The sequence below is a fragment of the Paenibacillus sp. FSL H7-0735 genome (assembly GCF_038008505.1).
GTDB lineage: Bacteria > Bacillota > Bacilli > Paenibacillales > Paenibacillaceae > Paenibacillus_AQ > Paenibacillus_AQ odorifer.
In genome coordinates, this window is the sequence record NZ_JBBOZH010000001.1 from 4,131,103 (window position 1) to 4,148,387 (window position 17,285).

The window sequence follows — 17,285 nt, forward strand, 5'->3', positions numbered from 1 at the left end:
AAATGTAAAATCACACTTTTACTTTGCTGCACCATAACTCACGTATATCCCGTGATTCATCCCACGTCCGTTCAGCGGCAATATATTTGAATAAAGGCTCGATATAAGGGGCGGCAATCTCGTAGCCGCCTAGGGAACGCAGCTGCGCCAGCAATGGGGGGATTGCGGCGCGCAGCGGAGGTTTATCGCCGCTGTAGTAGGCGATATGCAGGTCTTCCCGGTCTAGCGGGCGTTGCGTCAGGTCCTCATAATGGCTCACGATCAGATGAGCCAGATAGACCGCGCCTTTAGCGATGACCGGGGATACCAGGAAGCTCGGCAAGGTCCGGTACTCGAAGCCGCCATGCGGCTGAGTCCGGAAATCGCCGAGCACGCCGTATCGGGGACGACGCGCCCCTGCGCGGACGTCTTCGAGCAGAAGCATGGGCAGCGCGAGATAGTTATCGAGCGCGCGCAGCAGCGGCGCCGTCAGCGTCACGCCGCTGAAGTGCAGATGGCCGCCGAGGGCCCAGCCCGTCAGCGGCATGCCTCCCGCCCGCCAGCGCAGCGAGCGGTCGGCGATGAGCCGGTCCGCCAGCGCCGCGGCGGACATCAGCTGCGCCAGCAGTGCGCGCGGTTCCCCGCGCGGCTGAGGGCGCAGCTCGGCGACCGGGAACGCGCCGCGCGTTCCCGGAGGTCCGGCGTCGCAGCCAGCGACGCCGTCCGTGGGCAGGTACCGCGACGCAGGCACGACGCGGCCGGTGGATTCCCGGAGGATGATGAACTCCGGGTCCATACCCATCAGCAAGCCGCTGCGGCCCGGCTGCTCCAGAGCCAGCTTTCGTTCCAGCGCTAACGCTGCGGAACGATAAGGCTCGGGCAATCGTTGCCCGGAGGTCTTTACTAGTGGAGTGACTCCCTCCACCACATACCTCCGGTTCCCCATTGCCCTCAGCAGTACCTCACCGCTATCCAGCCCCAAGCTGTACAGCGTGCGGACAGCAATCCGCTGGAGCAATTTCATCACCCCGCGAAGCTCTCCCCGCACTCGGCCTCCCGTGGTATTGCTCTCGGCATTAGCAAAGCTCACAGCTTCGCTGTAATTATCGGTGGCCGCACGCATTCCAAGACCCGCTCCAAGCAAAGAGATGTGGAGCACAGTCAAATGATAAACCAATATCTTATAACACTGCCTGTGCCCCTTCTCAGTAGCGTGTGAAGCATATGTATCGACAAAACGTTTTACAGATGGCGTCAGCGTTGCTTCAACTCCGCTTCTAAGCAATCTAGACTCTCTCTCTGCCACAGACAATTCTGAATACACCTTAAGACCTTCATTCATACTCTTTAGCGCCTCCATCCGAGCGTGAACCTTTTTTCATCCTAAAAATAAATAAAAAAAAGGAGGGCATTCGCCCTCTACGCCGCCGCACTCCCTACATATAATGGACCATAACCCATTGATACTCAGTTAACGGCGGCGTATCCTTCCTTACAGCTCATCATCCAGATTGTCAGGGTCCAGATCATCGTAATCGAAGCTATCACCTTCAAAATCATAATCCTTGTCTTCTGGATCATCACTTTGCTCAGTGACATACACACGGACTTTGGTCTCAGCCACCAACTCCACTTCGAATTCGCGCTCTACGCGAAGTGTCACACTGCCTCCGCCTGGCGATACGCCCGCTTCTACACAGTTGGGTTCCTGCGTTGCCTCCGCAGAGACCTCAACTGTTGAAGTGCGGTGTCTCGTGTCCAGGTAGGAAAGCGGGATGAGCTCCACATAAGAGACTGTTTCCTTTGCTACCTCGGTCTGCTTGTTCTTGTCGTACGAGTACCAGATGTTTACATCATAAGTACCAATTACTTCGATTCCGTTCCCGGCGGCAACCGCTTCGTATTGGTGGTTGATAATCCAAGCCCCCAAAATACTAGTCGGATGATGTGGCGGAGTCACGGTATGGGTTGCTGTAGAGAACTTACGACCTTTGCCGCAAATTGCCTTCGTAATGATCTCCCTTGTTTGACGTTTATGGCTTAATGACATCTTTGAACCTCCTCCATACAATCATTCACTATCAAGTGTATGCAGGTTCTAGGCATTTGTTGATTGTTAGACTATAAATAAATTTGAGTAAGCCCTCAAGAAGGCTTTTTCAGGAGACTCATAGTTCATTTTATTTCAAAATTTGTACATATATGAGTAGATTCCGAAAATGGTCCAACCTGTTCCAGAGCCATTCCTGACCCCTAAAAAAACCTTAAAACACCAGCTATTGCGGGATTACCCGCACAATTCCAAGCGATCTATGTTTGCTTAAGTCAATAAAATCCTCATCAATATTCACCAGTGGCCGCAAAGGGTCTGTAGCAAGAATCATAACAATTTTTCCTTTTCGCCCATCTGTCAATTCCACTTCGTTCCCTAGCATTGACTGCATTAACTTATTAATAAACACTCTGCAAATATAAGGGTCGAGCTTACCGAACACACTCTCCTCCATTTGCAGTAATACTTCGTATAAAGGAGCCGCTTTGCGATAAAAACGGTCGGAGGTCATCGCGTGAAACACATCAGCCACAGCAACGATTTTACTGAAATCAGTAATCCGGTTCCCAAGCACACCAAATGGATAACCACTGCCGTCCATTCTTTCATGATGCTGTAAGGCTACTAGCGCTTGGGTATGATTTGTGCCTACCGTATCCCTGATCATCTCATACCCAAAGGTCGTATGCTTTTTCATCAGCTGAAACTCTTCGTCGGATAATGGACCGGGCTTGGTTAATATGTCATCCGGGATTCTCATTTTGCCGATATCATGAAGAGTCGCTGCAATGGTCAACATGCTCAAATCCTCAGACTTTAGCTTCAGCCATTTGCCTAGCAAGGTAGATATTATGCCCACGGCTACATTATGTCTGTATGTATAATCATCTTTGGTCTGCAAAGCAGCCAATACTCCGTAGAAGTCATTCTTTTCGCTTACCTGCTGGATAAACGGAATCACTTCATTTCTAACTTCCAGCATAGGAATTCTTTTATTTTTGTTATGACGAATCTGTTCAAAAATATTCTCAATCGCAGCTGTACAATCATCAATTGCAAGCTGGAAAAATTCCGCGCTATCCAGCTGGACGACGTCATGAGATTCCAGAGTGATCTTATGTTGTCGAATTAATCTAATATGTTCAGCACTCAATAAAGTCAATGCGGGTAAAACAAATACTCCTTTGTCATTAAAGAGGTTAGCTACAAGTTGTTTTCCGATAAATGATTCCATATCTTTGTCCATACGCCTCACCTGCCAATGCGGAAAATTCGTATATGAATTTCCTGCTTGAATTTGAACTCACCCTATAATTGTTAATCCCTTTCGGAGATCAACTTTTAGTTCATACATATTTTATCGTGATTTCAGGGGCGAATGTTAATACTTCACTTTATTAAAGCCTAATTTTAAGCTTTTTTCCGGGTGAGCAAACGTTTCTCAGGCTTATAGCTGACCGGTATTTTATGGCGTTTCGCAATTTTCAAATAAAGTGCCAATTCTCTGCAAAGCTGCAGAATCGCTGATCGCACTTCGAATTCCTCACGTGTCTCCGGCAAATCCATGCTTTCAAATTCTTGTTCAAGCTCTTCCAGCAAATGTTCCGTGCGGCCTGTATATTCTTCAGCCAAAACATCTCCGCTAAGCTGGTCGAACAATTCAGCTACCATCTCTCCATGCGGTAAATGGCGATATACTTGAGAAATCAGCTGCATCATGCTTTGAATCGATTCCAGCTGCTCCTTACGCATATAGAAATAGACATTCCAAGCTTCATCAGGATGAATCACATGATTCTCCATCTCACGAGTAGCGGCAGTCAGTCCCCGCTGCACTGCATTATCCGCATCAATTAATTCTTTGCCATCCCACATATACGCAGGTTCACGCAAAGTACGGGCCATCTGAGTAAAAATAACTGAAAAGTATCGATCCACTTCCTTGCGGATTCCATAAATAACTCCCCCGGTCTGTGGCATGTAAATCAAGTTAACCACCCCCGCTGAACCGAGACCTATGGCCAGAAGCTCTACTTGCTGCAACAACACATGAAGCGATAACTCAGCTTGTCCAAAAACACGAAACACAATAACAGAGCTAGTGACAATCCCTTCCTTGTAGCCAGACTTCACAATCATCGGAAAGCCAACCAGAACGTATAGTCCAAGCACCCAGTAATGAAATCCTAATATCCAAAATAAAATACACCCAAAAAAGAGTCCCACGAGCGAGGCCAAAAAACGCGCCGTTATCGTCCGGAAACTCCTTTTCAAGGTAACCTCCACACCCAAAATGGCTAAAAGCCCTGCACTTTGTGCATTGGGTATGCCTACTGCAGACGCGAGAAGAACGGACATTAACGTCGCAGCAGCTGTTTTAATCACACGAAATCCCATAACCCTATCTCTCCTTAAAAGCACTAACCGTTAATAGGTAAAGATATAGACATGTTACAAGATTTTGTGTATGGACACAACGTTACATTAGACTTACCGCCGGTATAACAAGCGCTTCTCCAGATACACTACCAGTTGATACATTGCCGTTGCTACGGCTGCGATAATCAGCAGACTGGACATCACAAGCGTGAAATTAAACACCTGGAATCCATATATGATCAGGTACCCAAGACCGGATTTTGCTACTAGAAACTCTCCCACGATAACCCCGACCCATGACATACCCACATTCACCTTTAGGGTAGAGACAACCGTTGGAAAAGATGCCGGAAGAATCACTTTAAAAAACACCTGAACTTTAGAAGCTCCAAAAGAACGAACCACCTTCACCAGATTAGGATCCACACTACAAAAGCTATTGTAAACAACAAGTGTAGTAATGATCACCGTAATCGATAAGGTTGTTACAACGATAGCGGTGAAACCCGCCCCGAACATTACGATAAAAATCGGCCCCAAGGCCACCTTCGGCATACTGTTAAAGACAACCATAAACGGATCAAGCACCGCTGATAAAAACGGAGACCACCAAATAATCACTGCCAGCAGCGTTCCTAACAAGGTTCCCAGAACAAACCCTACCGCAGTCTCTCCTACCGTCATCCCCAAATGAGGCCACAAGCTTCCACTGATCATATCCTGCCAAATCTGCTTGAAGATTTTTGTCGGGTAGCTGAACAATAACTCATCAATCCAGCCCATTCTTGCTCCCGCTTCCCACAACACAAAGAACAGCAGCAACAGACTGCTTCTTACAGCAATTACCTGATTACGCCGGCGCTGCTTTCTTTTTTTGAAATCCACATGCATTTGCTGCAGCCACAGTTCACGGGAAGCTAAAACTCCCGCTTGCTCTGTTCGTTTCATTAGCTTTCCCTCCCTGCGATCTCCATCTCTGTCCATACTTCATGAAAAAGCTCCGCAAACCCTGGCTGATCACGCGCATACAGCGGTGGGGCTGAGCGGATTAGCTCCGGAACAGGAAAAACTTTACGAATCTTCCCTGGATTTCGCTGCAATAAAATAACCCTACTGCTGACCGCAATCGCTTCTGACAGATCATGCGTGACCAAAATAGCCGTGGTTCCCCGGCTGCGTAAGGTCTCTGAGACTAAATCCTCCAGCTGAAGTTTGATCTGATAATCAAGTGCCGAGAACGGCTCGTCTAGCAGCAGCAGTCCTGGATTGGTAGCTAATGTTCGTACAAGAGCCACCCGTTGCCGCATCCCTCCGGATAGCTGAGAAGGATAGGCCTGTTCTTTCCCTTCTAATCCCATCTCGCGCAGCAGCTCCAAAGTCCGTTTATGACTTTCCTCGTTTAAGCTTCCGGTCAGCTCCAGTCCAAGCACGGCATTGTCAAGAATACTCCGCCAAGGAAAAAGATAATCCTGCTGCAGCATATATCCAACCTCAGGTGAAGGGCCTAGAATGGGTTGGCCATTTACGAATACTTCACCCTCAGAGGGCTGCAGCAGTCCGGCAATAATCGACAGGAGAGTCGTCTTGCCACAGCCACTTGGACCTACTAAGCTGACGAACTCTCCCTGCTCGACATTAAGATTTAGATCCTCAACGGCCAGTGAAGCTTCCCGATCGCCGAGATAGGCATGCGTTACTCCCTTTAATTGCACTACTGGAAGCAAGGTCATCCCCTCCTTATAGTTAACAAAATCCATTTAGGATCTTATCTCTCTTATTTAGAGCCACTGCTCTTTATGGTCTTTTCAGCTTTTTCAGCAAAAGTATTGTTCACGATTTTTTCTGCTGGAACACGTTCTTTAAGTTCACCTGCGTTATCCATAACATCCAGCAGATTATTCCATTCTTCATTATCAACAATCGGATTAATGGCGTAGGTGTCCTGTTCCTTGTAGCGTTTTACAGCAGAAATCACAATGTCACGATCCGTTTTATCAAAATAAGTTATTATGGCATCCGTAATTTCTTCAGGACTATGTTCCTTCACCCAAAGCTGAGCACGCTGTATGGCATTAGTGAACTTTTGCACGGTGTCCCCATTTTTGCTTATATAGCTGTTCTTTGACATAAATACTGTGTAAGGTAAATAACCGCTCTCTACCCCAAACGATGCCACTACAGCTCCCCGGTCTTCTCGTTCGAAGATAGAGGCCTGCGGCTCAAACAGCTGCACATAATCACCAGTACCTGAAGCAAATGCACCGGCAATATTAGCAAAATCGATATTTTGGATCAAGGTAATATCCTTCGCAGGATCAATTCCTTTTTTAGATAAAGTAAACGCGCCTGCCATTTGTGGCATTCCGCCTTTTCTTTGACCAAGGAAGGTAGAGCCCTTCACTTTATCCCAATTAAAATCTCCATCAGCCTTCCGGGCGAACAGGAATGTTCCATCCCTTTGAGTCAGCTGTGCAAAATTAATGACCGGATCATCCGAGCCCTGCTGATACACGTAAATGGAGGTTTCTGAACCAACCAACGCCACATCAATAGCTCCTGAGAGCAATGCAGTCATCGTTTTATCACCACCGGGAATCGTCTGCAGCTCTACATCCAGCCCTTCATCTTTGAAGAAACCTTGAGTCAAGGCAACATACTCGGGTGCATAAAAGACAGAGCGGGTAACCTCCCCAATCTTCACCTTTACCGTCTCTGACTTTCCGCCGCAACCGGCAAGTACTGAAAAGCATAAAGTAATGATCATGAGCGACAATGACAGCTTTTTCCGAATCTTCATTCTTCATTCTCCTTTCTTACCGGGTCCTTCGCCCTTGCTTAAAGCATATGCACATGCCTACTGAAAGGTTAAAATCCCGAATATCGTGGGGAATTAAAAGAATATCCATGATATCAGCAGTTTTTATTGAATTTATGGATAAATATCACTGGATTTGCTGTTTTTATATCTGTGCAAACGTTTTACCTGAGGATTTGATTACAGTACTATAAGAATTAAAGCGCTTACCATTTCCTTTATAGGAAAATTGCAGCAGAAGGGGTTATTTTATATGGATAAACGAGCAACACCTATCACCAAAAAACACACAATAAACGGACTTTTGGGTCTTAGCTTAACTGCCTTTCTGCTCTCCGGGTGTTCAGGAAATAATAACAATATTTCTTCCTCTGCCTCCCCTTTTCCATCGCCAAAAGCAAATACTGTTCAGGATACTACAACACCTCCCGCTGCAAAAACGATAACTACTGACGAACAACCCTCAACGGTTTATTATGAGATTTTTGTTCGTTCATTCTATGACTCTGACGGGGATGGCATCGGTGACCTCAAAGGGATTACCAAAAAATTAGATTACTTAAATGACGGAAATCCTGACACCACAGACGATCTAGGGATCGGAGGGATTTGGCTTATGCCTATCAACCCTTCACCAAGCTATCATGGTTACGATGTGACTGATTATCGTGCAATCAATCCAGATTATGGGACGATTGAGGATTTACAGGAGCTCGTTATGGAGGCGCATAAACGTGGGATTAAAGTAATTATGGATTTGGTCGTGAATCACACCTCCAAAGAACATCCTTGGTTCGTAGATTCCGCTAAAAATAAGGACAGCAAATATCGCGACTGGTACATATGGGCTGAAGATCAAGGACGTCCTGCGAATGGAGCCAGTGCCGCTGGTAGTGGCAATGCATGGCACTCTTTACTGGGTAGTCATTATCTAGGTGGCTTTTGGGAAGGCATGCCTGATCTAAATTTTGATCATACGGAAGTTCATAATGAAATGAAGGATATCGGCAAGTTTTGGCTGGAACAAGGGGTTGATGGATTCCGTTTAGACGCTGCTAAACATATTTACGAAGACCTTCTAACCGACAAAAGCCAAGCCACAACCCATAAAAATGTATTTTGGTGGCAGGATTTCCGCAAAGCGATGAATGAAGTGAATCCTCAAGCTTATATTGTTGGTGAAGTATGGGAGAATTCTGCAGTCACCGTAGGGGCTTATTTGGATCAAGCCTTTGACTCCAGCTTTAACTTTGGTTTAGCAGAGACTCTTATTAATTCCGTGAAAACTGAAAAAGACAGCGGGACTGCCTTTACGCTGGAACGTACGTATAATCTGTACTCCAAAATATCTGAGAGCCATTTTACCGATGCGATTTTTTTGACAAATCATGATCAAAACAGAGTCATGAGTCAATTAGACGGCAATCTGGATCATGCAAAAATGGCAGCAGCCCTGCTGTTAACCTTGCCTGGAAATCCTTTTATTTATTATGGTGAAGAAATAGGAATGCTTGGTGTAAAACCAGATGAAGGAATTCGTGAGCCCATGAGATGGATGACAGCGGATCAGGGTGAGGGGCAGACTACTTGGGAGGTCGGCAGCAATAACGCTGATGATGTTAGCATTAATGTCGAAAGCCAGACTAACGACAGCAGCTCACTGCTTAAAAGATACCGCGAACTCATTGCGTTAAGAAACGAAGTCCCTGCGCTCCGTGATGGCGGAATTCGAGACTACACTTCTGGCAATGTAGGGGTAATGGCCTACGAACGTATAACAACAAAGGATCAAGTCCTCGTTGTTCATAACCTAACTGGAGATGAACAAATCATTACGCTTCATCCAAATGTCGAAGGTATCTCTTACACCAAGATCCAAAAGACAACTGCTGACAAAGTGACCTTAAATTCAGATCAGCTTACTCTTCCTCCCTATTCAACGGTTATTGTGAAGTAGGAAAAGAGGAGGAATCTAATACCCACTCTGCCACTGAACTACATAATTGTGCTTTCGATATAGGAAGAGCTACAATCCAGTCTTGGGAAGGATCGCTGCTCATTCGCAGCAACCAGCCACTTGAATGATCGCTTATGAAGCTAGCATACTGAAACTTCCAGCCATTATCACTAGAAATGCAAAGTCGTAATTCTCCCTCTGCGTCGAAGCATTTCATCACTCGTGCAAGATGGTTGGAATGGACGTCATCCCCTGTCTCTGCAGCTAAACACTCTGAGAGTCTGTGAACCGTAGAGGAATCCGAGCCTTTTTTCAGCTCCTCAAACCTTTTTTTTGACATTAGCAACGCCGGAATCCCGTGAGCAAAGGGCTCCATCGCTCTCTCACATTCGAACAACTCGAGACAAAAGCTCTCTGTTTCATCTCTGCTCTTCAGCACACACGGAGGAGAGTCCGGTGTATTATTGCAGTAGGCTAGTATTTTATCCTTATGTATTTGCAAACACAGATCTTTAGTTTTCTCCTTCTCTCTATATTTGAATCTACCTATCCTTTCTGCTGTAGGCGCAGTATTTAACAATTCATTTAATACTACTTGGTCGGTTACCCGATCTGGAAATAAAAATTCCGTTAAATCCGTTAAATCCGTTAAATCCGTTCGTTCTTTCTCATTCACATTATTGTATCCTTCCTGTATTACATATAAATGTATATTAAACTAGCAATCTTTATGTTATCATAAGCTAATTTTAAGGTAAAATTAAGAAACAAGGGGTATGATCATTAACATGAAATACTTGTAGCGAGGTGATTTCAAAATGAGAATGCTCATCACATTTCAGAACAAACTTGTACCTGTGTATTTCACAACAGAAAATAAACAGCCCACTCAAAAAGTACTTAGATTACTTAACAGTACGCTGGAGCTCAAAATTCAAAAGGGCAAAAGTGCCCTCCAGAAATGCCTCAATTCTCTGATTAGTATCGAAATTAAAGGCTCTGAAGCTATATTGCACAGTTACAGTGAAAATGATTCATTGGCGCTATCCCTCTATTAATGGAGGGGTAGTTTTTTTGTCACAACATTGCAGTCCTAAGCTTCTAATAAAGAGCGTCCTAAGCAACTAAGAATTGCAGCTTAGACTCGTTTTCTTTCTGAAGCTAAACTTGATCCAAAATGACACTCCGTTTGATTTAGATACCATTTGCGCATACATAGCTTCTACTATCAAAATCAGCGACCTTGGTTCTGCTTGGTGCTATTTTGTACTGCTTTGTGCTATTTCATAGCACATTTTAGATTGCTGCTTGCCGGCCATCCCCATAGCCGACTGCTATCGGACCCAGAAGACCTTAATCGCAGCTTTTTGACTCATTTGGAATCCTATTGGACCCCAGAGTCGCTATTGGTACGAAAAACACTAATTATCGACCTCAAAAAGCTGAATAGCTGCGCTGGAGTCCGAAACTCTGCTCTAATGCCCATAACTTCGCATATAACGTCATCTGAGTCCGTTGGCTGCGATGGATGTTTATTACTCGGTGGTGCAGATGTATGTATAGCGGGTTACATGACATTCCAGGGAGTTGTCACTTAACACTATAATAACCGCTGGGACTCTTGACCATTTTGGAGCTCCCTCTAGCATCTTGATCTAAATCCGAGCCATCATTTGTATTAGATACCATTTACACATACATAGCTTCTACTATTAAAGTATGCGACCTTAGTTCTGTCTGGTTCTGCTTGAGTTCTGCTTGAGTTCTGCATGGTTTGCTTTGGTTCGACTTGGGACTGCTATATAGCAAAATTGAATTGCTGTTTACTGACTAGTCACATAGCTGACTGCTATTGGACTCATTGTTGGATGCTTTCGGACTCAGTTGACCTTAATCGCAGCTTTTTGGCTCATTTGGAATCCTATCGGACCCCAGAGTCACTATTGGCACGAAAAACACTAATTAACGACCTCAAAAAGCTAAATAGCTGCGCTGGAGTCCGAAACTCTGCTCTAATGCCCATAATTTCGCATATAACGGCATCTGAGTCCGTTGGCCGCTGAGGATAACTTGGAAGGTCACTTAGTGTGTAACTCGACAAATGACTTTGCATTTGTCAGAAGATTAGAGGTAGCGGGTTACCTGACGCTACAATGTCACTTGCCAAAGTAACGTTTGTGGTCGGTCAGCTTCCTTTGCTGATTCTAAGCTGAAACAATCTGCCCAAGACTAAAAACGCAGAGCAGTGATCCCCCCTTAACGGGAGGATCACTGCTCTGCTATATTTACGGACTTTTTTAACCCAAGGACTCTGTCTCATTCAGCGAAAAATCTACTATTAGGAAGAGCTAAGCAATTATCAGCTGATCTTGTAATTCTTCTGCTCTGCTTTTTCAGCTTTTTGGATTCGAAGTCTAAATAGCTTCACTAAATTCTGACGCGTATGCTCTTCGTGACAGCTGTCCAATTTTTTAATGATAAACCGATCGATGGACATGTCAATCGCTCCTTTTAGATCATTCTGGAACTTATAGAGACAGGAAATTATTTCCTGTTTCTCTTGTATCACCTATTAACCTTGTTTTCATTTTTTCAAACTCCTTGAGCATAAACAAATTTCAATGACAAAAAAATAATTTACAAACAAAAGATTACATGCTATATTAAATATAGTTAATATTAAATACACACATGCAAGGGAGAAATCATAATGTCTAAAGTTCTATTTATTAAAGCAAACAACCGTCCAGCAGAACAATCCGTAAGTGTTAAGCTTTACAATGAATTCTTGGAGAGCTACAAGCTCAACAACCCAGAAGATGAAATCACTGAGCTTGATCTGTTCGCAGAGCAACTTCCATACTACGACAATACCCTGATCACTGGTATGTATAAAGCCGCTCAAGGATACGAAGCAACACCTGAAGAAGCAGCTGGTGCCGCTATCGTTAATAAATATCTTAACCAGTTCATCGCTGCAGATAAGGTAGTATTCGGTTTCCCACTGTGGAACATGACTGTACCTGCTGTATTGCACACTTATGTAGATTACCTTTGCCAAGCTGGTAAAACATTCTCTTACACTGCTGAAGGTCCAGTTGGTCTTTTGACAGGTAAAAAAGCAATCGTTCTGAATGCAAGAGGCGGTATCTACTCTGAAGGTCCTGCAGCAAGTGCTGAAATGGCAGTAAACTTCATCGTTGGTAACCTTAACCTGTGGGGAATTAAAGATATTACACAAGTAATCATCGAAGGCCACAACCAACTTCCAGCACAATCCGCTGAAATCATTGAAAACGGATTGCAACTGGCTAAGGAAACTGCTGCATCCTTCTAAACCATAACCGTTTAGATTCAATTCAATAATTAAGGGCGCCCCTTAGCTGTCAAAAGCTAAGGGGCGTCCTTTTCCAATGTCTATGCCGTTATATCAATTCTTTTTAATATTCATCCAGCTCTTTACGCCATCCGTATCCTCTGGTTCTGGATGAACTCACTTTAGTGGAAGCTGCGCTTTTTCTCTTAAGCTTGGCTTCTTTATTATTTTGGTACAATACTTCTCGTTGTGTTTTTCGGTAGTTGAATAGTCTCTTCTCTTCCAGTTCACCTGTTTGGACTGCTTCAAGTACAGCACAGCCCTCTTCGCGTTCATGACTACAGTTACTAAACCGGCACTTAGTAGCTAGGCCGCTGATATCACTAAAGGCTAGATCAAGACCACCTTCATCTTCCCAGAGCTGCAGCTCCCGCATCCCCGGTGTATCTACGATAATCCCCCCATCCGGCAAAACAAACAGTTCACGGTGGGTAGTAGTATGACGTCCGCGGCTATCCCCTTCTCTAACATCCTGAGTAATCTGAAGGTTCTTCCCGCATAGCCAGTTGACCATTGTCGACTTCCCACAACCGGAGGAGCCCGTTAGAGCTACTGTTTGACCCTCACCAATGTAAGGCAGCAGCTTCTCGCGCCCTTCATCTTGTATTGCACTAACAGCATGTACTGATACTCCGGGAGCCGCGCTCTCCATTTCAGCGATTTTACTGTCTGCATCCGGACAAAGATCCGCTTTAGTGAGTAGAATAACTGGATTTGCCCCACTATTCCAAGCCATGATCAGATATCTCTCCATCCGGCGAACATTAAAGTCATCATTCAACGCGCTGACCAGAAATAACGTGTCTACATTGGAGGCAACAATTTGCTCATCTTGTGTATTTCCTGCGACCTTGCGTGAGATCACACTCTGCCGGGGCAATACGCCATGTATAATTCCATGCTCGCCGCCATCTTGCATTGCTAATGCTACCCAGTCTCCAATGGCAGGAAAATCACCCGAGGCTACAAATGTGTGTCTCAGCTTCCCGGCAAGCTCTCCCCACGTCTCTCCTACATCAGTTAACACTTTGTACTTACTGCCGAAATCACCAACGATTCTCCCGGGTATAAATTGTTTATCCTCTGCATGACTCCACTTTTCATTCCATTTTGTACTCCAGTTTTCATTCCAACCATATTGCTTTATGCTATTCATTCATTTCCTCCTATAAGATATGTTTATGTTTTTTCTTGCCCCTTGGCGTTTTCCGAGAACACAAAAAGCCGCCGGAAATAAAGACTCCGGCGGCGGTATATAGACATGTGGATTTATTACAACAAATCCAATCTTTCTACACACGCAAAAAAGCCACCGGACCCTATACGGTTCCCGGCGGCTCTAATAAGCGTAATTGAGCTTACCTGCTAAACTGCACGAATCAATTATTCGGCAGCAGCTGTTCCCGGAAGACACGTATCCACAACAGTTGAGTTCATTACATTTAAAACTGTCATAAAACATCGTCTCCTTCCGAAATTTAAGATGCTGTTATCATAATTGGTGCAGCAGTAAAATGTCAACCCCAAATTTTCCAGATTACAAAATAGCCTTTAATTCTTTCAGCTCACGGATCATTTTCCAAGGTTGGATGTCCAGCTGATCGTCCCAAGGATGTTTCCTTTGCAGCCAAATTCCTTCAAGGCCAGCCTTACCTGCACCCCAGATATCATTTACCGGATGATCCCCTATAAACAAGGTTTGATCCGCAGAGGCACCCAGCTTGTCTAGTGCCAATTGATAAATCGCAGGATCAGGCTTCGCAATGCCAACTTCTCCAGATATAACTATAGCCTTGAAGTACTCTCGCAGGCCGAGAATATCGATTTTGGTGTTCTGGATTTCTTTTTTACCGTTGGTGACCAGCCCCAAAGTATATCCACGCTCCACGCAATACTCCAGAACCTCCAAAGCATGCTCCATGACTGCGCCATGATTGATGTAGCTCGCATCATAATACGCCCGGATATGTTCAGCCGTCACAGGCTTTTCCCAAGGCAGGATCTCACTAAGTTCTAAGAAAAATCCGTCTTTATCACGATAGCCATCAGCGTCTCTGTGGATCATATCCTCAATCACGGCCTGCGCTTCCGCAGGTTTCAGATGCCCAAGAAAATCCTGCACGAACTGAGTGCTAAAGCTGCGAAATGTATAGTCGCGATCCATTAAAGTATTGTCCAGATCAAATAAAATAGCTTGTACTTCCTTCATCAAGCGATTCCCCTTACATGCTGTTAATTTTCAAACCTAACCTACAGAATGTAATTGTACTATGCCTTAAGAGACAAAGAAAAGACTATTCAACAAAAAGGATTTATGGCTTCCCTTTTACTGAACAGTCTTTATGAAGATTCGTATCTGCGTCATTCCTTTACTCGAAATGCTCTGCCCGATGGGTCAGCATCATTTCTTCATCCGTAATATACAGCGGAAAAGGAGGTGTTTCTTTTAGATAACTTTCTGTAGATAACAATCGATAATGAACCTCTGGCAACCAGGTGTCTTCAAGCAACGGTAGCTTGCCTGTATCACTAATATAACTGTCTACAGCAGCCTGAACTAAATCCAGATAATACGGCACTAACTTGTCTTCTTCCTCGAAAATTTCATAGGTCTCTCGTGACATATAGAAATTCCGTTCGGGTATTCCACCCAAATAACGTTTCAGGCGACTCATATCGATTCTTTTGTCCTCTAAGATTAATGCTGTTCTATTAATAGGTCCAGGCATATCTTCTTCGAACTTTCGAATCGCCTGTTTCACTTGGGGTAATGTGACGGTTACATGATCTGATTTGGGTTGCTTTTTTGTGCGTTTAAATAACATAACGAAAGTCTCCTTTCTAAATATGTCTCAGATAACGCTTACAATTCCATTTTATTCGAAATTCGAATAATTAATCAGTACATTTCAAATCGACACAGAATGTTAATATTTAAAAGATCATTATTTGACATATTCCCACCGAGTCCATACTTCTCGAGGATTTAGTTCATACTTGTCCTTCTCACGATACATAAACTGATGCATGATGAATTCACGACGAATAGTGGCGAAATCTTCATGAAACTGCTTAATAAACTCATTGATTTCCTTTTCCGTATAAACAACTCCTGGCTCCAGCTTCTCAACCATGTATTGAAGCGCTATCAATTTCTTCTTGTATTGTGCTGGAATTTGCCGCAGCCGGCCATCTTTAGAGAAAAAATTACGAATTACAGTATCCTGAAGACTATTCTCAGGTAATTGCTCTTCCATATTCTCAGCTCCTTTCGAAAAAATAAACTGCAGTGAAGCCTCAGCACCATTATTGATAAACTCCGGATTCAACTTAAAATAAACTGTATTTTTGTCGCGTCTTTCTTTTATTAGAGCCGCTTCACGTAATTTAGCCGCATGATGAGTGACTGTAGGCTGCGATAAATTCAACTTCTCAGCCAGCGCTTGCCCGTGCATTTCTCCTTGGGACAGAAGCAACAATAAGCGAAGACGCGTTGGATCAGCTAAAGCTTTATGATAACTCACGATTTTCTCCAACTGCACTGGGTTCACGCTCCTAGAATTTCACAATAAATTGAAACATTAGATATATATCTAATTATATAATAATCAACGTTATTCTTGCAATGGTTATTATACTCAATCTGCTCTTATGGAAAAATTCATGAATTTAGGGTAGGATTTAAAGAAAAGATAGTAACAATCAGGAGGTAACCCGCTTTATGAAAGATGTCATTATTATCGGTGCAGGTCCTTGCGGCCTCTCGGCAGCTATCGAATGCCAACGCCAAGGCCTGTCCAGCCTTATCATTGAAAAAAGCTTTATTGTACACTCCATTTATTTGTATCCAACAAATATGCAATTTTTCAGTACGGCTCAGTTATTAGAAATCGGGGATGTTCCGTTCACTTCGACCAACGACAAACCTTACCGTCACGAAGCGCTTGTCTATTATCGCCGAGCCGCTGAGCAATATGGTCTAGAGATCGCCGCTTATGAAGAAGCTTTATCCATTGAGCCGCTTGAAGATGGAACCTTTGCCGTACATACGTCAAATATGCGTGGTGAGCATCAGAAACGTATCACTGCTAATGTAGTTATAGCAACAGGTTATTTTGATCAGCCGAATATGATTGGCATTCCAGGTGAAGAACTACCTAAAGTTACTCATTATTTCGGTGAAGCTCATCCTTACACGGGAATGAAGGTAACTGTAATTGGCGGCAGTAATTCCGCAGTAGATGCAGCGCTGGAGCTTATGCGTGTAGGAGCTACGGTAGATATGGTATATCGTGGTGAAAGCATCTCAGAGAATATTAAACCTTGGGTTCGGCCAATCTTTGAAGGCATGGTGCAAAAAGGGAAAATCACTCTGCACTTAGGCTCGCGTGTCACTGAAATTACTGCAAGCTCAGTAATTGTTACGGATCATAAGGGGGACAAGAAAGCATTGGATAATGATTTCGTTCTTGCCTTGACTGGCTTCCGTCCTAGCCGTACCCTCCTCACTTCAGCGGGTGTGATCATGGATGACGACATGGATAAGCCTGCTTTTAACACCTCTACCATGGAAAGTAATGTTCCAGGGTTGTATGTTGCTGGAGTAATCGCCTCCGGCCGCAATGCTAACGAAGTGTTTATTGAGACCGGAAGAGGGCATGGTAAGCTTATCGCAGATCACATTGTGTCAAAACAAAGTTCTAATCCTAAGGAGTTGAAACATTAA

17 protein-coding genes are annotated in these 17,285 nt (G+C 44.3%); 4 read left to right on the forward strand and 13 right to left on the reverse strand.

Going from position 1 to position 17,285, the window contains the following annotated elements; translation table 11 throughout:
- Window positions 1-10 precede the first annotated feature (10 nt).
- The 7 genes from NSS82_RS18750 to NSS82_RS18780 form a co-directional block, all read right to left on the reverse strand.
- Entirely contained in the window at window positions 11-1,321 is a 1,311-nt protein-coding gene (locus tag NSS82_RS18750; RefSeq protein WP_178944254.1) for a putative amidoligase domain-containing protein, read from the reverse strand.
- A gap of 150 nt (window positions 1,322-1,471) precedes the next feature.
- Window positions 1,472-2,029, reverse strand: a complete 558-nt coding sequence (locus tag NSS82_RS18755) for an outer spore coat protein CotE (RefSeq protein ID WP_036687755.1) — start codon at window positions 2,027-2,029, stop codon at window positions 1,472-1,474.
- 226 nt (window positions 2,030-2,255) lie between these two features.
- Window positions 2,256-3,278, reverse strand: coding sequence for an HD-GYP domain-containing protein (locus NSS82_RS18760; RefSeq protein WP_051491532.1), 1,023 nt, complete (start codon window positions 3,276-3,278; stop codon window positions 2,256-2,258).
- A gap of 164 nt (window positions 3,279-3,442) precedes the next feature.
- Complete coding sequence (locus NSS82_RS18765) at window positions 3,443-4,429, reverse strand: aromatic acid exporter family protein (protein WP_036687757.1); 987 nt, start codon at window positions 4,427-4,429, stop codon at window positions 3,443-3,445.
- A 93-nt stretch (window positions 4,430-4,522) separates the two neighbouring features.
- Window positions 4,523-5,359 carry an ABC transporter permease gene (locus NSS82_RS18770; protein WP_076273296.1) on the reverse strand — a complete coding sequence of 279 codons (837 nt, stop codon included), beginning with the start codon at window positions 5,357-5,359 and terminating at the stop codon, window positions 4,523-4,525.
- Entirely contained in the window at window positions 5,359-6,135 is a 777-nt protein-coding gene (locus NSS82_RS18775; RefSeq protein WP_076142119.1) for an ABC transporter ATP-binding protein, read from the reverse strand. Before NSS82_RS18775 ends, NSS82_RS18770 begins: the two co-directional genes overlap by 1 nt.
- A gap of 50 nt (window positions 6,136-6,185) precedes the next feature.
- Complete coding sequence (locus NSS82_RS18780) at window positions 6,186-7,208, reverse strand: ABC transporter substrate-binding protein (protein ID WP_076213466.1); 1,023 nt, start codon at window positions 7,206-7,208, stop codon at window positions 6,186-6,188.
- A 271-nt stretch (window positions 7,209-7,479) separates the two neighbouring features.
- Between NSS82_RS18780 and NSS82_RS18785 the strand changes: the two genes are divergently transcribed.
- Window positions 7,480-9,183 carry an alpha-amylase family glycosyl hydrolase gene (locus NSS82_RS18785; protein WP_076273297.1) on the forward strand — a complete coding sequence of 568 codons (1,704 nt, stop codon included), beginning with the start codon at window positions 7,480-7,482 and terminating at the stop codon, window positions 9,181-9,183.
- On the opposite strand, the gene NSS82_RS18790 is transcribed toward NSS82_RS18785, so the two are convergent.
- Window positions 9,170-9,859 carry a hypothetical protein gene (locus NSS82_RS18790; protein WP_076273298.1) on the reverse strand — a complete coding sequence of 230 codons (690 nt, stop codon included), beginning with the start codon at window positions 9,857-9,859 and terminating at the stop codon, window positions 9,170-9,172. The two genes, NSS82_RS18785 and NSS82_RS18790, sit on opposite strands and share 14 nt — an antisense overlap.
- A 142-nt stretch (window positions 9,860-10,001) precedes the next feature.
- Between NSS82_RS18790 and NSS82_RS18795 the strand changes: the two genes are divergently transcribed.
- Window positions 10,002-10,241 (forward strand): hypothetical protein, encoded by a 240-nt coding sequence (locus tag NSS82_RS18795; RefSeq protein WP_036687997.1) that lies wholly within the window; start codon window positions 10,002-10,004, stop codon window positions 10,239-10,241.
- A gap of 1,301 nt (window positions 10,242-11,542) precedes the next feature.
- Here the strand turns inward: NSS82_RS18795 and NSS82_RS18800 are convergent.
- Complete coding sequence (locus NSS82_RS18800) at window positions 11,543-11,680, reverse strand: hypothetical protein (RefSeq protein ID WP_170914292.1); 138 nt, start codon at window positions 11,678-11,680, stop codon at window positions 11,543-11,545.
- Between the two features lie 213 nt (window positions 11,681-11,893).
- Between NSS82_RS18800 and NSS82_RS18805 the strand changes: the two genes are divergently transcribed.
- Window positions 11,894-12,520 carry an FMN-dependent NADH-azoreductase gene (locus tag NSS82_RS18805; protein WP_038571605.1) on the forward strand — a complete coding sequence of 209 codons (627 nt, stop codon included), beginning with the start codon at window positions 11,894-11,896 and terminating at the stop codon, window positions 12,518-12,520.
- A gap of 103 nt (window positions 12,521-12,623) precedes the next feature.
- Here NSS82_RS18805 and rsgA read toward each other — a convergent pair whose 3' ends face one another.
- The 4 genes from rsgA to NSS82_RS18825 form a co-directional block, all read right to left on the reverse strand.
- The gene (rsgA, locus tag NSS82_RS18810; protein WP_076144727.1) at window positions 12,624-13,715 is read right to left on the reverse strand and encodes a ribosome small subunit-dependent GTPase A; all 1,092 of its coding nucleotides are present in this window, start codon (window positions 13,713-13,715) and stop codon (window positions 12,624-12,626) included.
- A 381-nt stretch (window positions 13,716-14,096) separates the two neighbouring features.
- Entirely contained in the window at window positions 14,097-14,768 is a 672-nt protein-coding gene (locus NSS82_RS18815) for an HAD family hydrolase (protein WP_038571611.1), read from the reverse strand.
- A gap of 160 nt (window positions 14,769-14,928) precedes the next feature.
- Window positions 14,929-15,384, reverse strand: coding sequence for a DUF3939 domain-containing protein (locus NSS82_RS18820; protein WP_036688004.1), 456 nt, complete (start codon window positions 15,382-15,384; stop codon window positions 14,929-14,931).
- Window positions 15,385-15,504: 120 nt separating this feature from the next.
- Entirely contained in the window at window positions 15,505-16,101 is a 597-nt protein-coding gene (locus NSS82_RS18825) for a DUF2087 domain-containing protein (protein WP_036688006.1), read from the reverse strand.
- A 179-nt stretch (window positions 16,102-16,280) separates the two neighbouring features.
- On the opposite strand from NSS82_RS18825, the gene NSS82_RS18830 reads away from it, so the two are divergent.
- Window positions 16,281-17,285, forward strand: coding sequence for a YpdA family putative bacillithiol disulfide reductase (locus NSS82_RS18830; protein ID WP_076273299.1), 1,005 nt, complete (start codon window positions 16,281-16,283; stop codon window positions 17,283-17,285).

What these genes read in the sequence shown, in the direction of transcription:
- NSS82_RS18795 (WP_036687997.1), top strand. Translation starts at nt 10,002, where the DNA reads ATGAGAATGCTCATCACATTTCAGAACAAACTTGTACCTGTGTATTTC.
- NSS82_RS18750 (WP_178944254.1), bottom strand. Translation starts at nt 1,321, where the DNA reads ATGAATGAAGGTCTTAAGGTGTATTCAGAATTGTCTGTGGCAGAGAGA.
- rsgA (WP_076144727.1), bottom strand. Translation starts at nt 13,715, where the DNA reads ATGAATAGCATAAAGCAATATGGTTGGAATGAAAACTGGAGTACAAAA.
- NSS82_RS18800 (WP_170914292.1), bottom strand. Translation starts at nt 11,680, where the DNA reads ATGTCCATCGATCGGTTTATCATTAAAAAATTGGACAGCTGTCACGAA.
- NSS82_RS18815 (WP_038571611.1), bottom strand. Translation starts at nt 14,768, where the DNA reads ATGAAGGAAGTACAAGCTATTTTATTTGATCTGGACAATACTTTAATG.
- NSS82_RS18785 (WP_076273297.1), top strand. Translation starts at nt 7,480, where the DNA reads ATGGATAAACGAGCAACACCTATCACCAAAAAACACACAATAAACGGA.
- NSS82_RS18830 (WP_076273299.1), top strand. Translation starts at nt 16,281, where the DNA reads ATGAAAGATGTCATTATTATCGGTGCAGGTCCTTGCGGCCTCTCGGCA.
- NSS82_RS18805 (WP_038571605.1), top strand. Translation starts at nt 11,894, where the DNA reads ATGTCTAAAGTTCTATTTATTAAAGCAAACAACCGTCCAGCAGAACAA.
- NSS82_RS18770 (WP_076273296.1), bottom strand. Translation starts at nt 5,359, where the DNA reads ATGAAACGAACAGAGCAAGCGGGAGTTTTAGCTTCCCGTGAACTGTGG.
- NSS82_RS18760 (WP_051491532.1), bottom strand. Translation starts at nt 3,278, where the DNA reads ATGGACAAAGATATGGAATCATTTATCGGAAAACAACTTGTAGCTAAC.
- NSS82_RS18765 (WP_036687757.1), bottom strand. Translation starts at nt 4,429, where the DNA reads ATGGGATTTCGTGTGATTAAAACAGCTGCTGCGACGTTAATGTCCGTT.
- NSS82_RS18820 (WP_036688004.1), bottom strand. Translation starts at nt 15,384, where the DNA reads ATGTTATTTAAACGCACAAAAAAGCAACCCAAATCAGATCATGTAACC.
- NSS82_RS18780 (WP_076213466.1), bottom strand. Translation starts at nt 7,208, where the DNA reads ATGAAGATTCGGAAAAAGCTGTCATTGTCGCTCATGATCATTACTTTA.
- NSS82_RS18755 (WP_036687755.1), bottom strand. Translation starts at nt 2,029, where the DNA reads ATGTCATTAAGCCATAAACGTCAAACAAGGGAGATCATTACGAAGGCA.